Genomic DNA, 20,883 nt, shown 5'->3' on the forward strand with positions numbered 1-20,883 from the left:
CGACGCGGCGCCGGGCGGACCGGTCGCGGACGGGCTTCGGGACCCTGGGCAACGAACCCCCGGCGGCCTATCCTGCGCGCATGCTCGTCTGCTGGCTGCGTGTCGCCGTCGCTGCTGCCCTGCTGCTGACGGCGGCGGGTTGTGCCGTGACCCAGCGGGACTGCGAGCCGCCCGTCTCAGGCTCCGTGGCCTACACCGGGAGCTCGGTGCCGCCGCCGTTCCACGTCGAGTGGACCATCACCCTCGACGGGGACCGCGGTCGCTTCGAGGTCACTCCCGGCTACGGGTCGGCGCAGCGGTGGGGTGCCGACTTCCGACCCGACCCCGCGGCGACCGCCTCCGCGTGCACGCAGGTCGTCCGGGCCGAGGAGGTGGACGACGTGCCACCCGGCTCGGCGGTGATCGTCGCCGACCTCCGCGACGGCTTCGGCCAGTCCGTCCGTCGACGGGCCGTGGCCACCGGATCCGGCGACCTGTACACGGCGGTCAAGGCGGCGGTGCCGGAGACCACCTGGACCGAGGTCTACGGCCAGTACGAGCGGTGGAGCGACCGTCAGTGACCACGGCCGGCTCGTGAGCGACCCCAGGGTCGTCGTGAGCGACCCCAGGTGACACGGGTTAGCGCCACACCCGCCAGCGAGACGGCCCCGCCGATGAGGGCGACCGCCGCCGGGACCTCGGCCAGCAGGGCCCAGGACATCAGCACGGCGATGCCCGGCACCACGTACGAGGAGGCGGCCATCCGGCCGGCGCTGGTGCGAGCCAGCGCGTAGCTCCAGAGCAGGAACGCGATCGCGGTCGGGAACACGCCGAGGTAGACCACGCCGGCCGTCACCGCCCACGGCTCGGTCCGCAGCTGGCCGACCAGCGAACCGAGGAACGGCAGTGTCGCCACCGTCCCGGCCAGGGCGCCCAACCAGGTGACCGTCACCGGGTCGACAGTGGCCAGCGCCTGCTTCTGCAGCAGCACCCCGACGGCGTACAGACCGGCGGCCGCCAGCGCCAGCGCCACGCCGAACGGAGCGACCTGACCGGTGCGTGAGGCCGAGGCGATGATCACCACGCCCGCGAAGGCGATCAGCAGCCCGACCATCAGCTGGCGCGGGAAACCCTCACCGAGGAAGATCCCGGCCAGCACCGCGACGATCACCGGAGCGAGGTTGACCAGCATCGCGCTGGTGCCGGCGTCCAGGTAGCGGCCGGCCGCGTTGACGGCGATCGTGTAGACGCCGAACCACAGGACCCCGTACGCGACGATCAGCACGAGCGGTCGGCCGCGGGGGATCCGGACCGGGCCGCGACCGGGCCGCAGCAGGGCGACGGCGGTCAGCACCACGGACCCGACGAGCAACCGGCCGAGGGCCAGCGGGCCGGGGCTGACTGCGCCGCTGAGGGCCCGGATCACCACGAAGGCCGAGGCCCACAGCACCATCGTCACCCCCGCCGCGGCGAGGGGGAGCCAGCGACGTTCGCGCCGGGTCGGCCCGGCGGGGACGAGGTCGGCGTCCAGGGCGAGGTCGGAGCTCATGGGCTCAGCCTGACCGTCTGGAGACGTAAGCACAAGCAACGTCTCCTTCATCTTTGTTCAGTCTGACTGTAGTGTCAGCACCGTGCTCGATGTCCACCGTCTTCGCGTGTTCCGGTCCGTCGTGGCCAGCGGCTCGATCCAGGCCGCGGCCACCAACCTCGGCTACACCCCCTCGGCCGTGAGTCAGCACGTGACCGCGCTGCAGCGCGAGACCGGGCTGGCCCTGATCTCACGGGTTGGCCGGGGGATCGAGCCCACCGCGGCCGGTCGCGCGCTGGCCGTCGAGATCGACGGGGTCCTGTCCCGGCTGGGCGAGGTCGAGTCCGTGGTCGGCGACCTGCGGGCCGGCCGCACCGGTGCGCTGTCCATCGCCTACTTCGCGTCGGTCGGCTCGGCCTGGATGCCCACGGTGGTCGCGACCATGATGCGGGAGTTCCCGGCGGTCCGGCTGGACCTCGCGCTGCGCGAGGACGTGCCGACCGACCCGGCCGAGCGCCCGGATCTCCAGATAGCGGTCGAGCAGGGCGCGATCCACCGGCCCGGCCTGGTGGTCCAGCACCTGCTCGACGACCCGTACGTGGCGGTGCTGCCGGTCGGGCACCCGTCGGCGGGCCGGTCGGAGATCGACCTCGTCGAGCTCGCCGCCGACCGCTGGGTGGACAACGACTTCGCGCGGGGCTGGTGTCGCCGCAACCTGGTGGAGGCCTGCCACGCGGCCGGCTTCAGCCCGCCGTTCCACGTCGAGGCCCACGACTACCCGACCGCGATGGCGTTCGTGGCCGCGGGCATCGGTCTGACGGTGCTGCCCCAGCTGGGGGCCCGGCAGCTGCCGGACGGCGTGGTCGCCGTCCCGGTGGTGAGCCCCACGCCGGTCCGCTCGATCTTCGCACTGGTCCGCGACGGGGTGGCCGACACCCCGGCGGTGCGGACGGTGCTGGCCGAGCTGGTCCGCCTCGGGTCGCGGGCCGCCGCCGCCCCGGCGCCGGCGGGCAGTGGTGCGACCCTCGCTGGTGCCCGATGAGGTCGCTGGTCCGTGGTTGGGCGGCGGCGACGGTGACGGTCGCCCTGGTCGGTGTCCTGATCCAGCTGGCCGTCACGGTCGCCGGGACGTCGACGGTGACCACCGAGACGTTCCCGCTGCCCGTGCGGCTGTGGCACTTCGTCGGCTACTTCACCATCCAGTCCAACCTGGTGGTGATCGCGACCGTGCTGCCCCTGGTACGCGACCCGGGGCACGACGGCCCGATCTGGCGGGTGCTGCGCCTCGCCTCCCTGGTGATGATCACCGTCACCGGGCTGGTGCACTGGTTCCTGCTCCGACCGCTGTCCACCCTGACCGGTGGAGAGGCGGTCGGTGACGTCCTGGTGCACGTGGCGGCGCCGGCGCTGACCGTGCTGGGCTGGCTGGCCTTCGGTCCCCGACCGCGGATCACGGCGCCGACGGTGGCCCGGTCGATGGTCTGGCCCGTCGCGTGGCTGGTCTGCACCCTGGTCGCCGGTGGCCTCACCGGCTGGTACCCGTACCCCTTCCTGGACGTGTCGGCGCGAGGTGCCGCTCCCGTGGCCCTCACGTGCGGGGCCATCGCCGTGCTGCTCGCGGGGCTGAGCACGGCGTGCTGGCGCCTGGACCGGGTGCTGTCGGTGCCGCGTGCCACGATCGCGCCATGATCGATCACTTCGGCATCCAGTGCACCGACCTGGCCGCCAGCGCCGCGTTCTACGACGCCGCCCTGGCTCCGCTCGGCTGCTCCCGGCAGATGGACTTCGGTGTGGCCATCGGCTTCGGGACCGAGTCCCACCCCGACTTCTGGGTCGGGGAGCTCAACTCCGGCGAGGGGTTCCGGGAGTCTCACATCGCCTTCACGGCACCGGACCGGGCGAGTGTGCGGGCCTTCTTCGCCGCAGCCACCGCCCTCGGGGCGGAGGTGCTGCACGAGCCCCGCGTCTGGCCGGAGTACCACCCGACGTACTATGGCGCCTTCGTCCGCGACCCCGACGGCAACAACGTGGAGGCGGTCTGCCACCGGCCCGAGTGACCGGAGGATCGCCACCTTCATCAGCCGGGAGGAGCGTCGTGGCGGTAGGGGTGGGGTCTCCCGGGTGGATCCTCGCCGACGCGTCCGTCCACCGCCTCGCGGAGCAGGTCCGCGTGTCCGGTGTGCCGGCCGTACTCCTCGATCATGTCCACCAGGAGCCGGCGCACCGTGACGCTCTGACCGCGGACCGGGAAGGTCAGTCCTGGCCCGCCCCGCGTCAGGGCCTGGGCCACGGCCGACCGTGAGCGGGTCACCGCGTCCTGCCACAGTTCGTACAACGTCGCCGGTGGGTCGAGATCGGCGGAGGCGAACGCCCAGGTGCTGACGGTGTCGGCGGCACGGTCCGACCACGGAGACGGGAGCGGACCACCCCCCAGATCGCGGTGGAAGTTCAGATCCTCCAGGTAGGCCAGGTGCTTCAGCAGCCGCCCCAACGTGAGCTCGGAAGCACCGACACGAAGGGACAGGCCCCGGGCATCGAGGTCGGCCACCTTCCACCGGAAGGTGGCCCGCTGGCGTTCGAGAGAACCCAGCAGGGTCTCGGTCTCGGTGCCCGCCAGCGGCGGCTCGGGAAAGGTCGGCTCACCCATGACGCCGAGACTACGGGCGATCCCTCGTCGCGCGCCCAGCCGTGAGCACCGCCGGGTACGCCGTGGGCCCACGGACGGGACGGCGGACGGTGCGGGACCTCTCGTAGCCTGCCCTGGTGGGTCACAGGAACTACCTGATCGAGGGCGTCTCGGGCACGGGCAAGACGTCGGTCTGCCGTGAGCTCCAGCTGCGCGGCCACCACGCGGTCAACGGCGACACCGAGCTGGCCTACCAAGGCGATCCCGTCACCGGGGAGCCGACGGCGGGCGCCCGCCACGAGCACCATGTCTGGCGCGTCGACCGGGTGGAGGCCCTGGTCGCCGACCGGAGCCGGCCGGTGACGTACTTCTGCGGCGGTTCGCGCAACCACTCCCGGTTCCTGCACCTGTTCGACGGCGTCTTCGTGCTGGACGTCGACACCGACACGCTGAACCGGAGGCTGACCGCCCGCCCGGCGGACGAGTTCGGCGGCACGGAGGAGCAGCGACGGTTCGTGGCCGAGCTGCACCGCACCCGTCGGGACCTCCCGGCCACCGGGATCGTCATCGACGCGACGGCCCCGCTCGAGCACGTCGTCGACGAGATCCTGCGGTTGGTCGGATGAGACGCCGGACCGCCGTGCTCCGGCGGGGACGTGCTTCCGCACGGCCCCCGGCCCCGGCGGCGGACGGCGGATCGGACGGCCGGTCAGCCGCCGACGCCACCCGCGGCGAGATCACGGACCGCCAGCTCGGCCAGCAGCCGGGCGCAGTCGCCCAGCACGCTGTCGTCGAACCGGGCCCCGGGGGCGTGGTTGCCGGGTGAGGCGTTCGGGTCACCGGGGCAGGCACCGACGAACAGGTAGCAGCCCGGCACCTCGGCCAGGACCCGGCTGAAGTCCTCGGACCCCATCAGCGGGTTGGCCAGCCGGTGGAGGCGGTCCGGGCCGAACAGGTCCGTGGCCACCTCCAGCGCGAAGGCGGTGGCCTCACCGTCGTTGACGGTCAGGGGGTACTCCCGCTCGAACCGCGCCTCGGCCCGGCAACCGTGGGCGGCCGCGATCTGCTCGGCCAGCTGCACCGACGCCTGCTCGACGGCGTTCAGGTGCTCCGGCGACAGCGTCCGCACGGTCGCCTCGAAGGTGGCGGTCTCGGGGATGATGTTGCGCCGGGTGCCGGCGTGGAAGGTGCCGACGGTGATGACCACGGGGTCGAACAGATCGAACTGCCGGGTGACCATCGTCTGCAGCGCGGTGACGATCTCCGCCGCGACCACGATCGGGTCAGCCGCGGCGTGCGGTCGGGACCCGTGCCCGCCCGCCCCGCGGACCGTGACGTAGAGCCCCGAGGACGCCGCCATCAGCGGACCGGGACGACTGCTGACCACGCCCAGCGGGAGCATGTTGGCGAACACGTGCAACCCGTACGCGGCATCCGCTCGGCGACCGGCCGCGTCCAGCACACCCTCCGCGATCATCGCGCCGGCACCGTCCCACCCCTCTTCGCCGGGCTGGAACATGAAGACCACGTCGCCGCGGAGCTCCGCGCGTCGCTGGGTGAGCAGCCGGGCCGCACCGACCAGTCCGGCGGTGTGCAGGTCGTGACCGCAGGCGTGCATGGTGTCGCCCGTCGCGGCGAACTGCTCCCCGCTGGCCTCGACCACCGGCAGCCCGTCCATGTCGCCGCGCAGCAGCACCACGCGGCCCGTGTGGTCGGGGGCGGTGCCGCGCAGCACCGCGACCACCGAGGAGACCGACGTGCCGGTCGTGATCTCGAGCTCGGTGCCGGCCAGCGCCGCCAGCACGATCGCCTGGGTCTCGGGCAGGTCGAGACCCACCTCCGGGACCTGGTGCAGCCGTCGCCGCAGGACCACCAGGTCGTCGTCGAAACCGGGCGTCACGACGGCCGACCGTCCCGTCCGTCCCGACCTCAGGAACCGCTCGCGACGCCGGCGACGACCGCGATGATGATGAAGATGATGGCCACCACGAGGCCGATGATCGCCAGGATGGTGAGCACCATGCCGATCATCTTGCCGATGGCGATGTTCTGCTCGTTGGCGTAGCGGACGCCGGACGCCGCGATCTCCTTCTGGGCCTTGCTGCCCATGTACCAGGCGATCGGGGCACAGATCGTCACGAACAGACCGACGATGCCGAGCACCAGGATGGTGGTGCCCTGGGGGTGCTCGGGCAGGGCACCGTACGGCTGCGCCACGACGTAGCCGGACTGGTTGGCCGGCGGGTAGCCCTGCTGCTGGTAGCCGCCCGGCACCTCCGACGCCGACCCGTAGGAGGACGCGGAGCCGTAGGACGACGCCGAGTCGTACGACTGGGCCGAGCCGTAGGACTGGGTGGAGCCGTACTGCTGGGTGGGTTCCGGCGACGGAGCGGACCCGTAGGACTGGGCGGAGCCGTAGGACTGGCCGGGATCGTAGGACTGGCCGGGATCGTGGGACTGGCCGGGATCGCTCGGCTGGTTCGGGTCCCAGGACTGCCGGTTCGGATCCTGCGGCTGGTTCGGGTTGTTGTCGCTCACGAGGGTTCTTCCTTTGTCTGGTGGGAGGGTGGGGTGTTCGGTTCAGCTGCCGCTGACGGCCACGCCGATGCCGAGGACGACGACGTACACCAGCACGAGGGCGGCGTAGACGATCGAGATGATGCCGAGCACCCAGCCGGCGGTGGCGACGCCCCGGCCGGCCCACTGGCCCGGCGAGGCGTCGATCTCGCGTCGGGCCCGCCCACCGAGGACGAAACCTCCGATGCCGACGAACGGGCACAGGGCCAGACCGACGATGCCGAGGATCAGGGCCGTGGTCGCCTGCGGGTGGTTCGGCAGGACGTAGCCGCCGTAGCCCGGCTGCTGGTAGGGATTCACCCCGTACCCGGGTTGCTGACCGTACGCAGGTTGCTGGCCGTACGCGGGTTGCTGGCCGTATCCGGCTTGCTGTCCGTAGTCGGGCTGCTGGCCGTAGGCCGGGGTCTGGGGGTAGCTCGACTGGTCGGGCGGCGGGGGATAGCCGGGGGGCTGGCCGTAGGCGGTGGGTGAGCCGTAGCCCTGCACACCGCCGTACGGCGGTGCTGACGGACCGGGGTCCTGCGGATCGGGTTCCGGGTAGCTCGGCCAGGGACCGTCCTCGGCGCCGGGCTGCTCGACCGCAGACGTTCCCGAAGCCGCTGTCGCGGAGGAGTGCGGCGGAGCCCAGGGGCTCTCGTACGGGGTGGCGTTCTCCCAGCTGCTGCCCCGGCTGGACTCCCAGGATGCGGAGGGCGTGTAGGCGTCGCCGGACCTGGACCCCGGGGCCGAACTCGGGGCGGTCACCGGGCCGCTCGTCGCGCTGTCCGCCGCCACTGTCAGTCATGGCACCCAGTGTTCCCTAACCCGGGTGCCATCCGGGGCCGTCCACGCGGAACGACCCCGAAGACCCGCTCCGTCCGGGTCAGTCGACCAGGCCGAGCGAGCGCACTGCCTCGCGCTCCTCCTGGAGCTCAGCGACGCTGGCGTCGATCCTGGCCTGGGAGAACTCGTTGATCTCCAGTCCCTGGACGATGCTGTAGTCACCCCCGGAGGTGGTGCACGGGAAGCTCGTGATGATGCCCTCGGCGATCCCGTACGACCCGTCGGAGGGGACCGACATGGACACCCAGTCACCCTCGGGGGTGCCGAGCACCCAGTCCCGCATGTGGTCGACCGTGGCATTGGCCGCGCTCGCGGCGGAGCTGGCGCCCCGGGCCTCGATGATCGCCGCCCCGCGCTGCTGCACGGTGGGGATGAAGGTCGACTCGAGCCAGGCCTGGTCGACGAGCTCGGAGGCGTTCTGGCCGTTCACCTCCGCGTGGAAGACGTCGGGGTACTGGGTGGCGGAGTGGTTGCCCCAGATCGTCAGGTGCCGGATGTCGTTGACCGTCGTCCCGGTCTTGGCCGCGAGCTGGGCCAGGGCCCGGTTGTGGTCCAACCTGGTCAGGGCGTTGAACCGCTCGGCGGGGATGTCGGGCGCGTTGCTCTTGGCGATCAGAGCGTTGGTGTTGGCCGGGTTGCCGGTCACCAGCACCTTGATGTCGTCTGCGGCGTGGGCGTTGAGCGCCGCCCCCTGGGGCTTGAAGATGGCCCCGTTGGCCTCCAGCAGGTCGCCGCGCTCCATGCCCTTGCTGCGCGGCCGGGCGCCGACCAGCAGGGCGATGTTGGCGCCGTCGAAGACGACGTTCGCGTCGTCGCCGATCTCCACTCCCGACAGCAGCGGGAACGCGCAGTCGTCCAGCTCCATCACCACGCCCTCGAGCGCCTTGAGCGCCGGGGTGATCTCCAGCAACCGCAGCTGGACCGGGGTGTCCGGTCCCAGCAGCGAACCGCTGGCGATCCGGAACAGCAGGCTGTAACCGATCTGCCCGGCGGCCCCGGTGACGGCGACCTTGACGGGTGTGCTCACGCGATCTCCTCGGAACTCATCGACTGTCGCCGGCGACCGGCTCTCGTAGGGTGACGCTAGCAAGGTCCGACCGATCCCGGCACGGTGAGTCCGCGGTCGAGGTGTCTCGGCGGGGGGAGGGACGACGGTGCCCACGACGGATCCGGTGGCGGCCGTGGTCGCCGCCCTGGCCGGTCTGACCGGCACCCGCTGGGTCGGTGTCGACGGGTTCGGTGCCGCCGGCAAGACGACCCTGGCCGCCCGGATCGCCGCTGCGTTGACCGGGGCCGTGGTGATCCACAACGACGACTTCGCCCGCCCCGACCTCCCCGGCTGGGACCGGGACCGGTTCGTCCGCCAGGTGGTGGAGCCGCTGCTGGCCGGTCGCCCGGCTCTCTACCAGCGCTGGGACTTCACCCACGACGTCGGCGCGGAGTGGCACGAGGTGCCGGCGGGGGTCCCCGTGATCGTGGAGGGCGTCTCGGCGACCGACGTCCGGCTGCCGGTGCCGTGGGACTTCACCGTCTGGATCGAGGCACCGGTCGCGCTGCGGCGCGCCCGGATCGCCGATCGCGACGGTCCCGCCCTGGCGCAGCGGTGGGCTGACGACTGGATCCCGATGGAAGAGGCGTACGCCGCCGACCAGCGGCCGTGGGACCGGGTCGACCTCGTCCACGTGCCCGAGCCTGCGTCGCCGGAGAGCCGGTCAGCAGGGCCGGTGGACCCGGCCCCGAGCGCTCGGGCAGACTGAACCGCGGCGCTGACGGTGGGCCAACCGGTCACGCCCGCGATATCTTGATGTCAAGAAAGACGGTCGCCCCGGTCCTCCGATCGGGTACGCGCCGAGTCCGTTCCCCCAGGCCAAGGAGTTGCCGCATGGTCCAGCCGTCCGCCCGGATCGTCTATACCCGAACCGATGAGGCGCCGCTGCTGGCGACGTACTCCCTGCTGCCGGTCATCGCCGCGTACGCCGCCAAGGCGGGGGTGGACGTGCAGAGCCGCGACATCTCCCTGGCCGGTCGCATCCTCTCCCAGTTCCCGGAGCGGCTGCGTGAGGACCAGCAGGTCGCCGACGCGCTGGGCGAGCTCGGTGAGCTGGCCAAGACGCCCGAGGCCAACATCATCAAGCTGCCCAACATCTCCGCGTCGATCCCCCAGCTCAAGGCCGCGATCCGCGAGCTGCAGCAGCAGGGTTTCGACCTGCCCGACTACCCCGATGACCCGCAGGACGACGACGCCCGCTCGGTCCGCTCCCGCTACGACAAGGTCAAGGGCTCCGCGGTCAACCCGGTGCTCCGGGAAGGCAACTCGGACCGTCGGGCCCCGCTGTCGGTGAAGAACTACGCGCGCAAGCACCCGCACTCGATGGGGGCCTGGAGCAGCGACTCCAAGACGAACGTCGCGCACATGACCGCCGACGACTTCCGCAGCAACGAGAAGTCCGTGGTGATCCCGGCCGACACGACGCTGAAGATCAGCCTGGTCGACGCGGCCGGTGCCGAGACGGTGCTGCGCGCGTCGGTGCCGGTGCTGGCCGGCGAGGTCGTCGACTCCACCGTGATGCGGGTGGCCGCCCTGCAGGCCTTCCTGACCGAGCAGATCGCCCGGGCCAAGGGCGAGGACGTGTTGCTGTCGGTCCACCTCAAGGCGACCATGATGAAGGTCTCCGACCCGATCATCTTCGGGCACGCGGTCAAGGCGTTCCTGCCGGAGGTGTTCGCCACGTACGGCGCGACCCTGGCCGCTGCCGGTCTGTCGCCCAACGACGGTCTCGGCGGCATCCTGGCCGGGCTCGACGCGCTGCCGGAGGGGGCCGAGATCAAGGCCGCCATCGACCGCGGTCTGGCCGAGGGTCCGGCGCTCGCCATGGTCGACTCCGACCGCGGCATCACCAACCTGCACGTGCCGTCGGACGTGATCGTGGACGCCTCGATGCCGGCCATGATCCGGACCTCCGGCCACATGTGGGGACCGGACGGCCAGGAGGCCGACACCCTGGCGGTGCTGCCAGACTCCTCGTACGCCGGGATCTACCAGGTCGTCCTCGACGACTGCCGGGCCCACGGTGCGTACGACCCGTCGACCATGGGGTCGGTCTCCAACGTCGGCCTGATGGCCCAGGCGGCGGAGGAGTACGGCTCGCACGACAAGACGTTCGAGATCGCCGCGGCCGGCACCGTCAAGGTCACCGACTCCGCCGGCACGGTCGTGCTCGAGCACCAGGTGGAGCCGGGCGACATCTGGCGGATGTGCCAGACCAAGGACGTCCCGATCCGGGACTGGATCAAGCTGGCCGTCAGCCGTGCGCGGGCGACCGGCCTGCCGGCGGTGTTCTGGCTGGACGAGACGCGGGCCCACGACGCCAACCTGATCGCCCTCATCAACGAGACGCTGCCCGAGCACGACACCACCGGGCTGGAGATCTCGATCCTGGCGCCGGAGCAGGCGATCGCCTTCTCGCTGGAGCGGATCCGGCGGGGTGAGGACACCATCTCGGTGACCGGCAACGTGCTCCGCGACTACCTGACCGACCTGTTCCCGATCCTCGAGCTCGGCACTTCGGCCAAGATGCTGTCGGTGGTGCCGTTGATCAACGGCGGCGGTCTGTTCGAGACCGGCGCCGGAGGTTCGGCGCCCAAGCACGTGCAGCAGCTGGTCAAGGAGAACTACCTTCGTTGGGACAGCCTGGGCGAGTTCCTGGCGCTGGCGGTCTCGCTGGAGCACCTGGCCCAGACCACGAACAACAAGCGGGCGCAGGTGCTGGCCGACACCCTGGACCGGGCGACGGGCACGTTCCTGGACGAGAACAAGTCGCCGGCCCGCCGGGTCGGCTCGATCGACAACCGCGGCTCGCACTTCTACCTGGCCCTGTTCTGGGCCGAGGAGCTCGCCGCTCAGACCGAGGACGCCGAGCTGGCGGCCGACTTCGGCGCCCTCGCGGCGAAGCTGCGGGAGCAGGAGACGGTGATCACCGACGAGCTGCTGGCCGTGCAGGGCTCGCCGGTCGACATCGGCGGCTACTACCGCCCCGACGACGAGCTGGCGACGGCCGTGATGCGCCCGTCGGCCACGTTCACCTCGGCCCTCGCAGCTCTCTGACCTGACGAGGTGCTCGGCGCGCTGCTCTGGGGCGTCGTCGCGGCGTCCTCGCTCACGCTCGGCGCCCTGCTCGCCCTCGGACGTCGGTGGTCCGACCGGGTGATCGGCGGCGTGCTGGCGTTCGGCGCCGGTGCGCTGATCTCCAGCGTCGCCTTCGAGCTGAGCGAGGAGGGCACCCGTACGGCCGGCCCCTTGCCGGTTGCCATCGGGCTGGCGGTGGGAGCCCTGAGCTTCTACCTGGCAACCCGCGCGCTCGAGCGGATCGGTCGGCGCGGTGGCGGCGGAACCGCCGGGCTGCCGCTGGCCCTCGGTGCCCTTCTGGACGGGGTGCCCGAGCAGGCGGTGCTCGGCATCGGCATCGCGTCCGGTGAGGGCGTCAGCATCGCCCTGCTGGTGGCGATCTTCGTCTCGAACCTGCCCGAGGGCATCGGCTCGGCGAGCGACCTGCTGAAGGCCGGACGGTCGCGACGGGTGGTCCTCGGGCTGTGGCTCGCGGTGTCGGTCGCCTGCGCGCTCGCGACGATCGGCGGCTACGGGGCGGCGCAGGTCGCCGGTCCGGGCTTCTCCGGCGTCGTCGACGGCTTCGCCGCGGGCGCGCTGCTGGTCATGCTGGTCGACTCGATGATCCCGGAGGCCCGGGAGAAGGCCGGCGAGATCGCCGGGCTGCTCACCGTGCTGGGGTTCGCCGTCGGAGCCGGTCTGTCCGTGCTGGGCTGACCGAGGTCGTCGAGTGCGCGTCCGGCCTACAGCGACGTGGCGCGACCGATCTGGACGACCTTCCAGCCGGCGTCGCGCCAGGTGGGCGCGTGCAGCTTCAGCCGGCCGTCGATGATGATCTTGTTCGTGGCCAGCGCGCCCAGGGCGACGGGGTCGAGGGAGCGGAACTCCGGCCACTCGGTCAGGTGCAGCACGATCTCCGCGCCGGTCACGGCCTCGTCCACCGTCGCGACCTGGGTGAAGTCGGCCTTGGGTGCGAGCTCGGCCTGCGGATCGTAGATGACCACGCGGGCACCGGCGGCGTGCAGCCGGTTCGCCACGGTGAGGGCGGGAGAGTTGCGGGTGTCGTCGGTGCCCGGCTTGAAGGCGGCGCCGAGGACGGCGATCCGGGCCCCGGTCACGTCACCCCCGAGCTGCTCGACGGTCAGCTCGGCCAGCTCGGCGCGCTGTCCCTCGTTGATGGCCTCCACCGCCTCGATCAGCTGGGCCAGCACGTCGACCTCGAGCTCGGTGGCCCGCACGGCCAGCGCCCGGATGTCCTTGGGCAGGCAGCCGCCCCCGAAACCCAGACCGGCGTTCAGGAACTCCCGTCCGATCCGCTTGTCGTAGCCGAGTGCGTCGGCCAGCAGCACGACGTCGCCTCCGGCCGCCTGGCACATCTGGGCCATCGAGTTGATGAAGCTGATCTTGGTGGCCAGGAAGGCGTTCGCCGCGGTCTTGATCAGCTCGGCGGTGGCCAGGTCGCAGCGGACCACCGGGGTGGCCTCGGTGAGGGGGATGGCGTACACCTGCTCGAGCAGGTCCAGGGCGGCGGTGCTCTGCACGCCGAACACCAGGCGGTCGGGCCGGAGGGTGTCCTCGACCGCGAACCCCTCCCGCAGGAACTCGGGGTTCCAGGCGAGCTCGACCCGGTCGCCGGCCGGAGCGAGCGCGCGCAGCCGCTCCTGCAGCTGCAGCGCGGTGCCGACCGGGACCGTCGACTTGCCCACCACCAGGGTCGGCTTGGTCAGCATCGGGGCCAGGCTGTCGATCGCCGCCTCCAGCTGGCGCAGGTCGGCGGCTCCGCCGGGTCCGGCCGGGGTGCCCAGGGCGAGGAAGTGCACGTCGGCCCAGTCCGCGATCTCGCGGTAGTCGGTGGTGAACCGCAGCCGGCCGCTCCGGGTGTGCCGGACCAGCAGCGGCTCCAGACCGTCCTCGTAGATGGGCGAGCGGCCGGCGGCCAGGACGGCGATCCGCACGGGGTCGACGTCGATGCCGATCACCCGGTGCCCGACCTCGGCCATACCGGCCGCGTGCGTGGCTCCGAGATAACCGGTGCCGATGACACTCACCCGCAAAGTCATCGCCCCACCCTCTCATCCGCGGTCCGGTTCGGCGGTGCGGCGCGAGACGAGGTCAGGCCGAGTCGCGGAGCAGCAGCCGGTGGCGGACCTTGCGGCGTACCGCGGCGCCGGTGAGCGGCAGCTCACCGGCCCGCATGCCCAGCACCAGCTCGGTGGCGGAGCGGCCGACCTCGGCCATGTCCAGGGCCAGCGTCGTCAGGCGGGGAGCGACCAGCTCGCCGATGCTGAGTCCGTCGATGCCGACCACGCGCACGTCGTCGGGCGCCCGGCGACCCCTGTGGCGCAGCGCCCCGAGCACGCCGAGGGCCAGGAGGTCGTTGTAGACCAGGACGACGTCGGCGTCGGTGTGGGCGTCCAGCGCGGCCCCGATGGCGGCCAGATCGCCCGCCGTGGACCCGGTGGCGATGCTGACGTGGTCGCCACCCAGTCCGACGCGCTCCAGCTCGGAGGCGAAGACCTTGGCCCGGCCCGAGCGTTCGCCGGGGCGGGCCTGGTCGACCATCAACGGTCGGCGTACGTCGTGCGCGGTGAGGTGGCGGACGAGATCGCGCATCGCCGGTCGCAGGTCGAAGGTGACCGCCCCGTTCAGCGGCTGCCGTCGGATCGGGTCGATCTCCACCACGGGCACGCCGGCGAAGAGCCGGGCCTGCACCGACGGGTCGAGCCACAGATAGCCGATCACCGCGTCGACCTGCCGGGACAGGTCGGCCAGCAGCGCCTCCCGGTCGACGGCGTGGGTGGCGTCGGTGAGCACCACGTTCCAGCCCGCGCGGCCCGCCGCCCCGGTGACGGCCGAGGCCAGCTGCGGGTAGAACGGGTTGGTGAGGTCGTCCAGCACCAGACCGAGCATCCGGTGGTCGGCCTTGACCAGACCCCGGCCGAAGCGCGACGGTCGATAGCTGAGCTCACGGGCGGCTGCCAGCACCCGCTCGCGGGTGTCGACGTTGATCCCGGGCATGGCGTTCATCGCCCGGGTCACCGTCTGCCGCGACACCCCGGCGGCCGCGGCGACGTCGTGGATGGTGGCCGCCCGCTGCATCCCGCCGGCCTAGGGCCGCTGCTCGCGGCGCAGACCCAGCCAGGCCACCTGCTCCGGGCTGAGCTCGACGGCCAGACCGGCCATCGAGGACGCCGTCTCGGCGATGCTGCGAGGACCGATCAGCGGGAAGGTGGGGAACGGCTGGTGCAGCACGAAGGCGAGCGCGACCGCCGTCGCCGCCACCCCCAGCGACTCACCCAGCTCACTGGCCCGCCGGAGCCGCTCGAAGTTGTCGTCGCTGTAGTAGCAGCGCACCAGCTCGGCGTCGCTGCGGTCGTCGGGCCGGGCCCGGCCGGTGAAGAAGCCTCGTGCCTGCGAGGACCAGGGGAACAGCGGGATCTGCCGTTCGGTCAGCCACTGCTTCGAGGCGGGGTCGGTCACGTGCTCGCAGCCGGCCCACGGGACGTCGTACGCCTCGGCCAGGCCGAAGTGGTTGCTGAGCACCGAGAAGCCCTGCTTGCCGGTCCGTGCGGCGTACGCGTTCGCCGCGTCGAGGCGGGCCGGGGTCCAGTTGGAGCCACCGAAGACCCGGATGCGGCCGCTGCGGACCTCGGCGTCGAGCACGTCGACGAACTCCTCGACCCCGACCTCGGGATCGTCCCGGTGCATCAGGTAGAGATCGGCGTGGTCGGTGCCCAGGCGCTCGAGCGACTCGGTCAGCTGCCGGCTGATCGAGTCCGGGTCGCAGTGCGGGGTGTGGGCGCCCTTGACCAGGATCGCCACCTGGTCACGGATCCCGCGGTTGGCGATCCAGCGACCGAGCAGCCGCTCCTGCAGCCCGCCGCCGTAGATGTAGCCGGTGTCGAAGGCGTTGCCACCGGCGGCGAAGAAGTGGTCGAACATCGCCGACGCGTGGGCCAGGGTCTGCTGGTTGTCGCAGCCCATCACCAGCCGGGACACCGGCAGGTCGAGCCCGTCGATCTTGCCGTACGGCATCACGGCGTCGTCGCGGACCGCCAGCGGTCGCCCGGAGACGGTCGGCAGGTAGCTGTCGTCGGCCTCGAACGGGTAGCGCAGACCGATCTGCTCGCGCCAGCCGTCCAGCACGGCGGCGTTGCCGAGCGAGTCGGCCAGGCTCATCTGCGGCACGGTGCCTGGGCGCTCTCCGGCGGTGGCCCGGGCCAGGCCCTCGGCCTCCAACGCGTACGGCAGGTCGCCGCTGAACTCGATCACCTGCTCGTCGTCGGTGGTGCTGACCACGATCCGCTGATCGGTGCCGAGCGTCCACGGGTCGCTCAGGTGGATCGTGCCCCGGGAGCCGTAGACGGTGACGGTGGTCGGGTCGGCCAGCCGGACACCGGTGCGCACCGAAGCGGTCCGGCCGCCGGCGAAGGTGAGGTCGGCGACCGCCCACTCGTCGACCCCGGTCGGACCCAGCGAGCCGCGGGCGGAGACCGCCGTCGGCTCCAGCACGGGGCGACCGTCGGCCGCGCCGAAGATCGCGCGGGCGTAGGAGACCGGGTAGCCGCCGACGTCCAGGATGCCGCCCCCGGCGGTGCTGGGGTCGAACAGCCGTCCGGACCGCTCGCCGGCTCGGAAGGCGAAGGACGCGTCCACGTGCGCCACCTCACCGACCGCCCCGGCGGCGACCAGCTCCAGCACCTTCTGCGTCTGGGGGTGGAAGCGGTACATGTACGCCTCCAGCAGCACCCGGCCGGAGCGGCGCGCCACCTCGGCCATGGCCATCACCGCGGCGTGGTTGGCCCCCAACGGCTTCTCGCAGAGCACGTGCTTGCCGGCCTCGAGTGCGGCGATGGCCAGCTGCGGGTGGGTGGTGTGCACGGTCGAGAGGTAGACCGCGTCCACCTCCGGGTCGGCCAGGACGTCCTCGTACGACCCGGTGCGCACCGACTGGCCGGGGACCTGCTCGGTGGCGAACCGGGCGGCCCGCTCCGGGTCGGAGCTGCCGATGGACACCAGGCTGGCACCGGGGCAGCCGGGCAGCTGCGACACGAACCGGCGGGCGATCGAACCGGGTCCGAGGACGGCCCAGCGGACGGGTGGCACGGCGGGTGAGGACATCACACGGTTCCCTTCGGGGAGACAGGCTGGAGGGAAGGGGCGTGGCCGTGAACGTTCACCAGCCCGTCTCGACACTAGAGGCTGCTGATGCCCGCGGTCAAGGACCGGACTGCCCCTGATGTCGTGTGTGCACAGGGAGAAACGGCGTCCTGCTCGGAGCAGAGGATTGGCGGCGGCTCGATCCCGATGGTCGTCTGGCTCCCATCCGTGAACGCTCACGTACCTCAGGGGTTCCGATCGTCATCGTCGACGGAAGGTGACCCAGACGCTGCAGACCGCCCTGGCCACCCTCAGCTCGGTCTACGCCACCGACCACGGGATGATCATGGCCGGCGCGGTGACCAGCGTGGTCCCGCCGATCGGCGTCGTCATCATCGGCTCACGGCACTTCATCGCCACCATCGCCGCCGGGGCGCTGAAGGGCTGACGGTTGCCCAGGCTCTCGGGTGTAGAGGACGAGGTCGTCCAGCGTGCCGTCACCCAGCGGCTCGCTGGCCGGCTGGACTCCGTTGCGCACGTAGCCGGCGGCCTCCGCGACGCGCCGCGAGGCGTGGTTGCCGGCCGCGCAGCGGATGATCACGGAGTCGGCCAGGTCGTCGGCCGCCACCTTCGCGGTGACCAGCCGCACCGCCTCGGCCACCAGCCCGCGTCCCCGTGCGTCCGGGTGCGCCCAGTAGCCGATCTCCAGCCGGCGCGCGTACCCGCCGAACCCCTCCAGGCTGACCGAGCCGACGCAGCGGTCCTCGGTGTCGGCCACGCACCAGGCCCAGCCGGTGCGCTGCGCCGCCATCTCCCGCACGCCCTCCAGGTGCCGGTGCGCGTCGGCGATCCCGTACGGCTGAGGCAGCGAGACCAGCCAGTGGGCGGTCTCGGCGTCACCGCAGGCCCCCACCACCCGACCGGCGTCGGCGTCGCGGAAGGGTCGCAGGGTGGTCCGGTCTCCGGTCAGGACCGGGGGCGACGGCCAGGAGAGGTCCACCCGCGGGTCGTCGGCGGTGATGGTGGCCTGCCAGCCGTCCAGCAGCTCGCCGCGGTGGGACAGCAGGCAGCGGGCGGAGCCGTCGAAGCGGAACCCGGCCGCCGTCGCCGTACGCCGTGAGGCCCAGTTGCCCACCGCAGCCTTCCAACGGATCGCCCGCATCCCCAGCAGGTCGAACCCGTGGTCGCGAACCAGCCGCAGGGCCGCCGTCATGGCCCGACGACCACGAGCGGCCGGATGCAGCCCGAAGCCGACCTCGACGACACCGGGCTCGCGGGGTTGCAGGTCGATGCTCCCGGCGAACGGCACCGCCGGGTGGCCGTCGACCGCCAGCAGCTCGATCGCCCAGACGTACGGGCCGCCGCCCTCCCAACCGAACGGGATCACCTCCAGGAAGGCGCGGGCCTCGTCCTCGCCGTAGCCGCCGGCCGGAGTGGGCACGGTGGTCCACCGGATCGTCTCGGGATCGCGGCACTGCGCGACGATGCCCGGCACGTCGGACTCCCGGTGGGCCCGCAGCAGCACGCCGGCAGCCGGGTCGACGAGCACCGGGACCACGTCGGGGAACAGACCGTCGGCGGACATGTGTCCATCCAAGCGGACCCGTCGGCAGAGTTCACTACGATTGCGGAGGTGACTCCCAGCTCCCCCGCCACCGTGACGACCCGACGATGACGTCCGAGCTGGTCCTCAACGCCGTTCTCATCCTGCTGTTCATCTGCGTGGGCGGGGTGTTCGCCGGGGCCGAGATGGCTCTGGTGTCCCTCCGTGACAGCCAGGTCAAGCAGCTGGCCCACCGGGGATCCCGCGGCCGCACCGTCGCCCGCCTGAACGAGAACCCCAACCGCTTCCTGTCCGCCGTGCAGATCGGGGTCACCCTGGCCGGCTTCCTGTCGGCCGCGTTCGGCGGGGCGACGTTGGCCGCCGCCCTCAGCCCCGCGCTGCAGCGCTGGTTCACCGGTCTCCCGGCCACGGTGGCCGACACCATCGCCCTGGTCATCATCACCGCGATCATCAGCTACGTCTCCATCGTGCTCGGCGAGCTCACCGCCAAGCGTCTGGCTCTGCAGCGGTCCGAGGCCTACGCGCTGGCGCTGGCGCCCACCGTCGACTTCATCGCCAAGCTCGCCCGTCCGGTGATCTGGTTGCTGGGCGTGTCCACCGACGTCGTCGTCCGCATCCTCGGGGGCGACCCCAACGCCGGTCGTGAGGAGGTCACCGACGAGGAGATCAGGGCCCTGGTCAGCGGCTCCTCGACCCTCGGCGACGAGGAGCGCCGGATCGTGGACGACGTCTTCGACGCCGGGGCCCGCGGTCTGCGCGAGGTGATGCTGCCGCGGACCGAGGTCGACTTCCTGCCCGGCGACATGCCGGCGTACAAGGCCGTCCGCGAGGTGCTGCAGGCCCCGCACTCGCGCTACCCGGTGATGGGCGACTCGGCCGACGACATCATCGGCTTCGTCCACGTCCGCGACCTGCTCGACCCCGAGGTGAGCAACCGGTCCACGCCCGTCTCGGACCTGGTCCGTCCCGTGGTCAGCCTGCCCGACACCGTGCGGGTGCTCCGGGCGCTGTCGGACATGCGCCGGGAGAGCTGCCACCTGGCGATCGTGCTGGACGAGTACGGCGGCACCGCGGGCATCGTCACCATGGAGGACCTGGTCGAGGAGCTGGTCGGCGACATCACCGACGAGTACGACGTGGTCGTCCCCGCCTCGCACCAGTCGCGGCCCGACACCTTCGAGGTGGACGGGCTGAGCACCCTGGACGACTTCACCGAGCAGACCGGGTTCGTGCTGGCCGACGGGCCGTACGACACCGTCGCCGGGTTCTTCATGGCCGCCCGGGGGCAGCTGCCGACCGCGCAGGCCAGGATCGAGGTCGACGCGGTGCAGCCGGGGGAGGACGACGACGAGACCGTCCGGCTGGAGCTGACGGTGACCGAGCTGGACGGTCGCCGGGCCGCCCGGCTGGAGGTGAAGCGGGTCCCGACCGAGACTGCCGCCACCGCCGACGGGGCGGTGGCCGAGCCGCCGGCCGGTGCGACGAGAACCCGCTGATCCCGCCGGCGTGCGTGGAACAATGGCGGCCATGTCCTCCGACGCCCACCGTCCCCGCGCGCTCTCCCTGGCCCAGTCGACGTCCGACTCGCTGCACCTGGGGAACTACCTCGGGGCGCTGCGGCAGTGGGTGCCGATGCAGGACGACTTCGAGGCGTTCTACGGGATCGCCGACCTGCACGCGCTGACCCTGGACCAGGACCCGGCACTGCGGCGGGAGCAGACCCTGCTCGGCGCCGCCCAGCTGCTGGCCGCCGGGATCGACCCGCAGCGGTCCGTGGTGTTCATCCAGTCCCACGTCCCCGAGCACACCCAGCTGGCCTGGGTGCTCAGCTGCCTGACCGGGTTCGGCCAGGCCAACCGGATGACCCAGTTCAAGGACAAGGCCGCCAAGGCCGGCGCCGACGCGGCCAACGTCGGGCTGTTCACCTACCCCATCCTGATGGCCGCCGACATCCTGCTGTACCAGGCCGACAAGGTGCCGGTGGGCGAGGACCAGCGGCAGCACCTGGAGCTGACCCGCGACCTGGCCGTCCGCTTCAACGCCCGCTACGGCCAGACCTTCACCGTCCCGGAACCGCACATCATCGCCGCCGTCGGCAAGATCCAGGACCTCGCCGACCCCACGGCGAAGATGAGCAAGTCGGCGGTCTCACCCGCCGGGCTGATCAACCTGCTGGACGAGCCCCGGGTCAACGTGAAGAAGATCAAGTCCGCGGTCACCGACTCCGACCGGACCATCACCTTCGACGAGGTGGCCAAGCCGGGTGTCTCCAACCTGCTGACCATCCTGAGCGCGCTGACCGGAACCCCGGTCGAGCAGCTGGTCGCCGACTTCGCCGGCCGCGGTTACGGCGATCTGAAGGGCGCCGTGGCCGACGCCGTGTCCGCTTTCGCCACCCCGTTCCGGGACCGGACCCTCGAGCTGCTGGGGGAGCGGGGCGAGCTGGAGGCGATCCTGGCCGACGGTGCGGCCCGGGCCCGCGACGTCGCAGCCAAGACCGTGGCGGACGTGTACGCCAAGGTGGGTCTGCTGCCGGCCCGCTGAGGTCGGGTGCCGCCGGCGTGACGGAGCCCGAACGGGCC

At 72.1% G+C, this 20,883-nt stretch carries 21 protein-coding genes; 11 read left to right on the forward strand and 10 right to left on the reverse strand.

Annotated elements, in window-relative coordinates:
* The first annotated feature begins 80 nt into the window (after window positions 1-80).
* Complete coding sequence (locus tag ABD714_RS01980; protein ID WP_344810582.1) at window positions 81-560, forward strand: hypothetical protein; 480 nt, start codon at window positions 81-83, stop codon at window positions 558-560.
* Here ABD714_RS01980 and ABD714_RS01985 read toward each other — a convergent pair.
* Window positions 554-1,528, reverse strand: a complete 975-nt coding sequence (locus ABD714_RS01985) for a DMT family transporter (RefSeq protein WP_344810583.1) — start codon at window positions 1,526-1,528, stop codon at window positions 554-556. The genes ABD714_RS01980 and ABD714_RS01985 overlap by 7 nt on opposite strands.
* A 106-nt stretch (window positions 1,529-1,634) precedes the next feature.
* On the opposite strand from ABD714_RS01985, the gene ABD714_RS01990 reads away from it, so the two are divergent.
* The 3 genes from ABD714_RS01990 to ABD714_RS02000 are packed head-to-tail and all read left to right on the forward strand — an operon-like array spanning window position 1,635 to window position 3,564.
* Window positions 1,635-2,549 (forward strand): LysR family transcriptional regulator, encoded by a 915-nt coding sequence (locus ABD714_RS01990; RefSeq protein ID WP_344810584.1) that lies wholly within the window; start codon window positions 1,635-1,637, stop codon window positions 2,547-2,549.
* Complete coding sequence (locus ABD714_RS01995; protein WP_344810585.1) at window positions 2,546-3,196, forward strand: Pr6Pr family membrane protein; 651 nt, start codon at window positions 2,546-2,548, stop codon at window positions 3,194-3,196. The genes ABD714_RS01990 and ABD714_RS01995 overlap by 4 nt, the downstream gene beginning before the upstream one ends.
* Window positions 3,193-3,564, forward strand: coding sequence for a VOC family protein (locus ABD714_RS02000; protein ID WP_344810586.1), 372 nt, complete (start codon window positions 3,193-3,195; stop codon window positions 3,562-3,564). Before ABD714_RS01995 ends, ABD714_RS02000 begins: the two co-directional genes overlap by 4 nt.
* Window positions 3,565-3,584: 20 nt before the next feature.
* Here the strand turns inward: ABD714_RS02000 and ABD714_RS02005 are convergent, their stop codons facing one another.
* Entirely contained in the window at window positions 3,585-4,154 is a 570-nt protein-coding gene (locus ABD714_RS02005; RefSeq protein WP_344810587.1) for a mycothiol transferase, read from the reverse strand.
* Between the two features lie 116 nt (window positions 4,155-4,270).
* Here ABD714_RS02005 and ABD714_RS02010 point away from each other — a divergent pair, with 116 nt between their 5' ends.
* Window positions 4,271-4,759, forward strand: coding sequence for an AAA family ATPase (locus ABD714_RS02010; protein ID WP_344810588.1), 489 nt, complete (start codon window positions 4,271-4,273; stop codon window positions 4,757-4,759).
* An 83-nt stretch (window positions 4,760-4,842) separates the two neighbouring features.
* Here the strand turns inward: ABD714_RS02010 and ABD714_RS02015 are convergent, their stop codons facing one another.
* The 4 genes from ABD714_RS02015 to ABD714_RS02030 all read right to left on the reverse strand — a co-directional run bounded on the left by ABD714_RS02015 (window position 4,843) and on the right by ABD714_RS02030 (window position 8,559).
* Window positions 4,843-6,033, reverse strand: a complete 1,191-nt coding sequence (locus ABD714_RS02015) for a M20 metallopeptidase family protein (RefSeq protein ID WP_344810589.1) — start codon at window positions 6,031-6,033, stop codon at window positions 4,843-4,845.
* Between the two features lie 29 nt (window positions 6,034-6,062).
* Window positions 6,063-6,671 carry a DUF4190 domain-containing protein gene (locus tag ABD714_RS02020; RefSeq protein ID WP_344810590.1) on the reverse strand — a complete coding sequence of 203 codons (609 nt, stop codon included), beginning with the start codon at window positions 6,669-6,671 and terminating at the stop codon, window positions 6,063-6,065.
* Window positions 6,672-6,713: 42 nt separating this feature from the next.
* Window positions 6,714-7,454, reverse strand: coding sequence for a DUF4190 domain-containing protein (locus ABD714_RS02025; protein WP_344810591.1), 741 nt, complete (start codon window positions 7,452-7,454; stop codon window positions 6,714-6,716).
* A gap of 118 nt (window positions 7,455-7,572) precedes the next feature.
* Window positions 7,573-8,559 carry a malate dehydrogenase gene (locus ABD714_RS02030; protein WP_344810592.1) on the reverse strand — a complete coding sequence of 329 codons (987 nt, stop codon included), beginning with the start codon at window positions 8,557-8,559 and terminating at the stop codon, window positions 7,573-7,575.
* A gap of 127 nt (window positions 8,560-8,686) precedes the next feature.
* On the opposite strand from ABD714_RS02030, the gene ABD714_RS02035 reads away from it, so the two are divergent.
* The 3 genes from ABD714_RS02035 (at window position 8,687) to ABD714_RS02045 (ending at window position 12,354) form a co-directional block, all read left to right on the forward strand.
* Complete coding sequence (locus ABD714_RS02035; RefSeq protein WP_344810593.1) at window positions 8,687-9,289, forward strand: uridine kinase family protein; 603 nt, start codon at window positions 8,687-8,689, stop codon at window positions 9,287-9,289.
* A 125-nt stretch (window positions 9,290-9,414) separates the two neighbouring features.
* Window positions 9,415-11,637 (forward strand): NADP-dependent isocitrate dehydrogenase, encoded by a 2,223-nt coding sequence (locus ABD714_RS02040; protein ID WP_344810594.1) that lies wholly within the window; start codon window positions 9,415-9,417, stop codon window positions 11,635-11,637.
* A 9-nt stretch (window positions 11,638-11,646) separates the two neighbouring features.
* Entirely contained in the window at window positions 11,647-12,354 is a 708-nt protein-coding gene (locus ABD714_RS02045; RefSeq protein ID WP_344810595.1) for a ZIP family metal transporter, read from the forward strand.
* Window positions 12,355-12,380: 26 nt separating this feature from the next.
* Here the strand turns inward: ABD714_RS02045 and ABD714_RS02050 are convergent, their stop codons facing one another.
* From ABD714_RS02050 to ABD714_RS02060, 3 genes are read right to left on the reverse strand one after another with little or no spacing between them, the layout of a single operon-like run.
* Complete coding sequence (locus ABD714_RS02050; RefSeq protein ID WP_344810596.1) at window positions 12,381-13,697, reverse strand: UDP-glucose dehydrogenase family protein; 1,317 nt, start codon at window positions 13,695-13,697, stop codon at window positions 12,381-12,383.
* Window positions 13,698-13,749: 52 nt separating this feature from the next.
* Window positions 13,750-14,736 carry a LacI family DNA-binding transcriptional regulator gene (locus ABD714_RS02055; RefSeq protein ID WP_344810597.1) on the reverse strand — a complete coding sequence of 329 codons (987 nt, stop codon included), beginning with the start codon at window positions 14,734-14,736 and terminating at the stop codon, window positions 13,750-13,752.
* Window positions 14,737-14,745: 9 nt separating this feature from the next.
* A complete protein-coding gene (locus ABD714_RS02060) occupies window positions 14,746-16,758 on the reverse strand; it encodes an aldo/keto reductase (RefSeq protein ID WP_344810598.1) in 2,013 nt (670 codons plus the stop codon).
* A 256-nt stretch (window positions 16,759-17,014) separates the two neighbouring features.
* Here ABD714_RS02060 and ABD714_RS02065 point away from each other — a divergent pair, with 256 nt between their 5' ends.
* Entirely contained in the window at window positions 17,015-17,185 is a 171-nt protein-coding gene (locus ABD714_RS02065) for a hypothetical protein (RefSeq protein ID WP_344810599.1), read from the forward strand.
* On the opposite strand, the gene ABD714_RS02070 is transcribed toward ABD714_RS02065, so the two are convergent.
* The gene (locus ABD714_RS02070; protein ID WP_344810600.1) at window positions 17,138-18,322 is read right to left on the reverse strand and encodes a GNAT family N-acetyltransferase; all 1,185 of its coding nucleotides are present in this window, start codon (window positions 18,320-18,322) and stop codon (window positions 17,138-17,140) included. The genes ABD714_RS02065 and ABD714_RS02070 overlap by 48 nt on opposite strands.
* Before the next feature lie 86 nt (window positions 18,323-18,408).
* Between ABD714_RS02070 and ABD714_RS02075 the strand changes: the two genes are divergently transcribed.
* On the forward strand, window positions 18,409-19,797 hold the full coding sequence (locus tag ABD714_RS02075; RefSeq protein WP_344810601.1) for a hemolysin family protein: 1,389 nt from the start codon (window positions 18,409-18,411) through the stop codon (window positions 19,795-19,797).
* A 22-nt stretch (window positions 19,798-19,819) separates the two neighbouring features.
* Window positions 19,820-20,845, forward strand: coding sequence for a tryptophan--tRNA ligase (gene trpS, locus ABD714_RS02080; protein WP_344811264.1), 1,026 nt, complete (start codon window positions 19,820-19,822; stop codon window positions 20,843-20,845).
* The last annotated feature ends 38 nt before the right edge of the window (window positions 20,846-20,883 follow it).

This window comes from Microlunatus aurantiacus (assembly GCF_039536605.1).
GTDB classification, from domain to species: domain Bacteria; phylum Actinomycetota; class Actinomycetes; order Propionibacteriales; family Propionibacteriaceae; genus Microlunatus; species Microlunatus aurantiacus.

Coding starts and splice junctions, on each gene's coding strand:
- ABD714_RS02075 (WP_344810601.1), top strand. CDS start 18,409: ATGACGTCCGAGCTGGTCCTCAACGCCGTTCTCATCCTGCTGTTCATC.
- ABD714_RS02050 (WP_344810596.1), bottom strand. CDS start 13,697: ATGACTTTGCGGGTGAGTGTCATCGGCACCGGTTATCTCGGAGCCACG.
- ABD714_RS02000 (WP_344810586.1), top strand. CDS start 3,193: ATGATCGATCACTTCGGCATCCAGTGCACCGACCTGGCCGCCAGCGCC.
- ABD714_RS02055 (WP_344810597.1), bottom strand. CDS start 14,736: ATGCAGCGGGCGGCCACCATCCACGACGTCGCCGCGGCCGCCGGGGTG.
- ABD714_RS02005 (WP_344810587.1), bottom strand. CDS start 4,154: ATGGGTGAGCCGACCTTTCCCGAGCCGCCGCTGGCGGGCACCGAGACC.
- ABD714_RS01985 (WP_344810583.1), bottom strand. CDS start 1,528: ATGAGCTCCGACCTCGCCCTGGACGCCGACCTCGTCCCCGCCGGGCCG.
- ABD714_RS01995 (WP_344810585.1), top strand. CDS start 2,546: ATGAGGTCGCTGGTCCGTGGTTGGGCGGCGGCGACGGTGACGGTCGCC.
- ABD714_RS01980 (WP_344810582.1), top strand. CDS start 81: ATGCTCGTCTGCTGGCTGCGTGTCGCCGTCGCTGCTGCCCTGCTGCTG.
- ABD714_RS02060 (WP_344810598.1), bottom strand. CDS start 16,758: ATGTCCTCACCCGCCGTGCCACCCGTCCGCTGGGCCGTCCTCGGACCC.
- trpS (WP_344811264.1), top strand. CDS start 19,820: ATGGCGGCCATGTCCTCCGACGCCCACCGTCCCCGCGCGCTCTCCCTG.
- ABD714_RS02040 (WP_344810594.1), top strand. CDS start 9,415: ATGGTCCAGCCGTCCGCCCGGATCGTCTATACCCGAACCGATGAGGCG.
- ABD714_RS02070 (WP_344810600.1), bottom strand. CDS start 18,322: ATGTCCGCCGACGGTCTGTTCCCCGACGTGGTCCCGGTGCTCGTCGAC.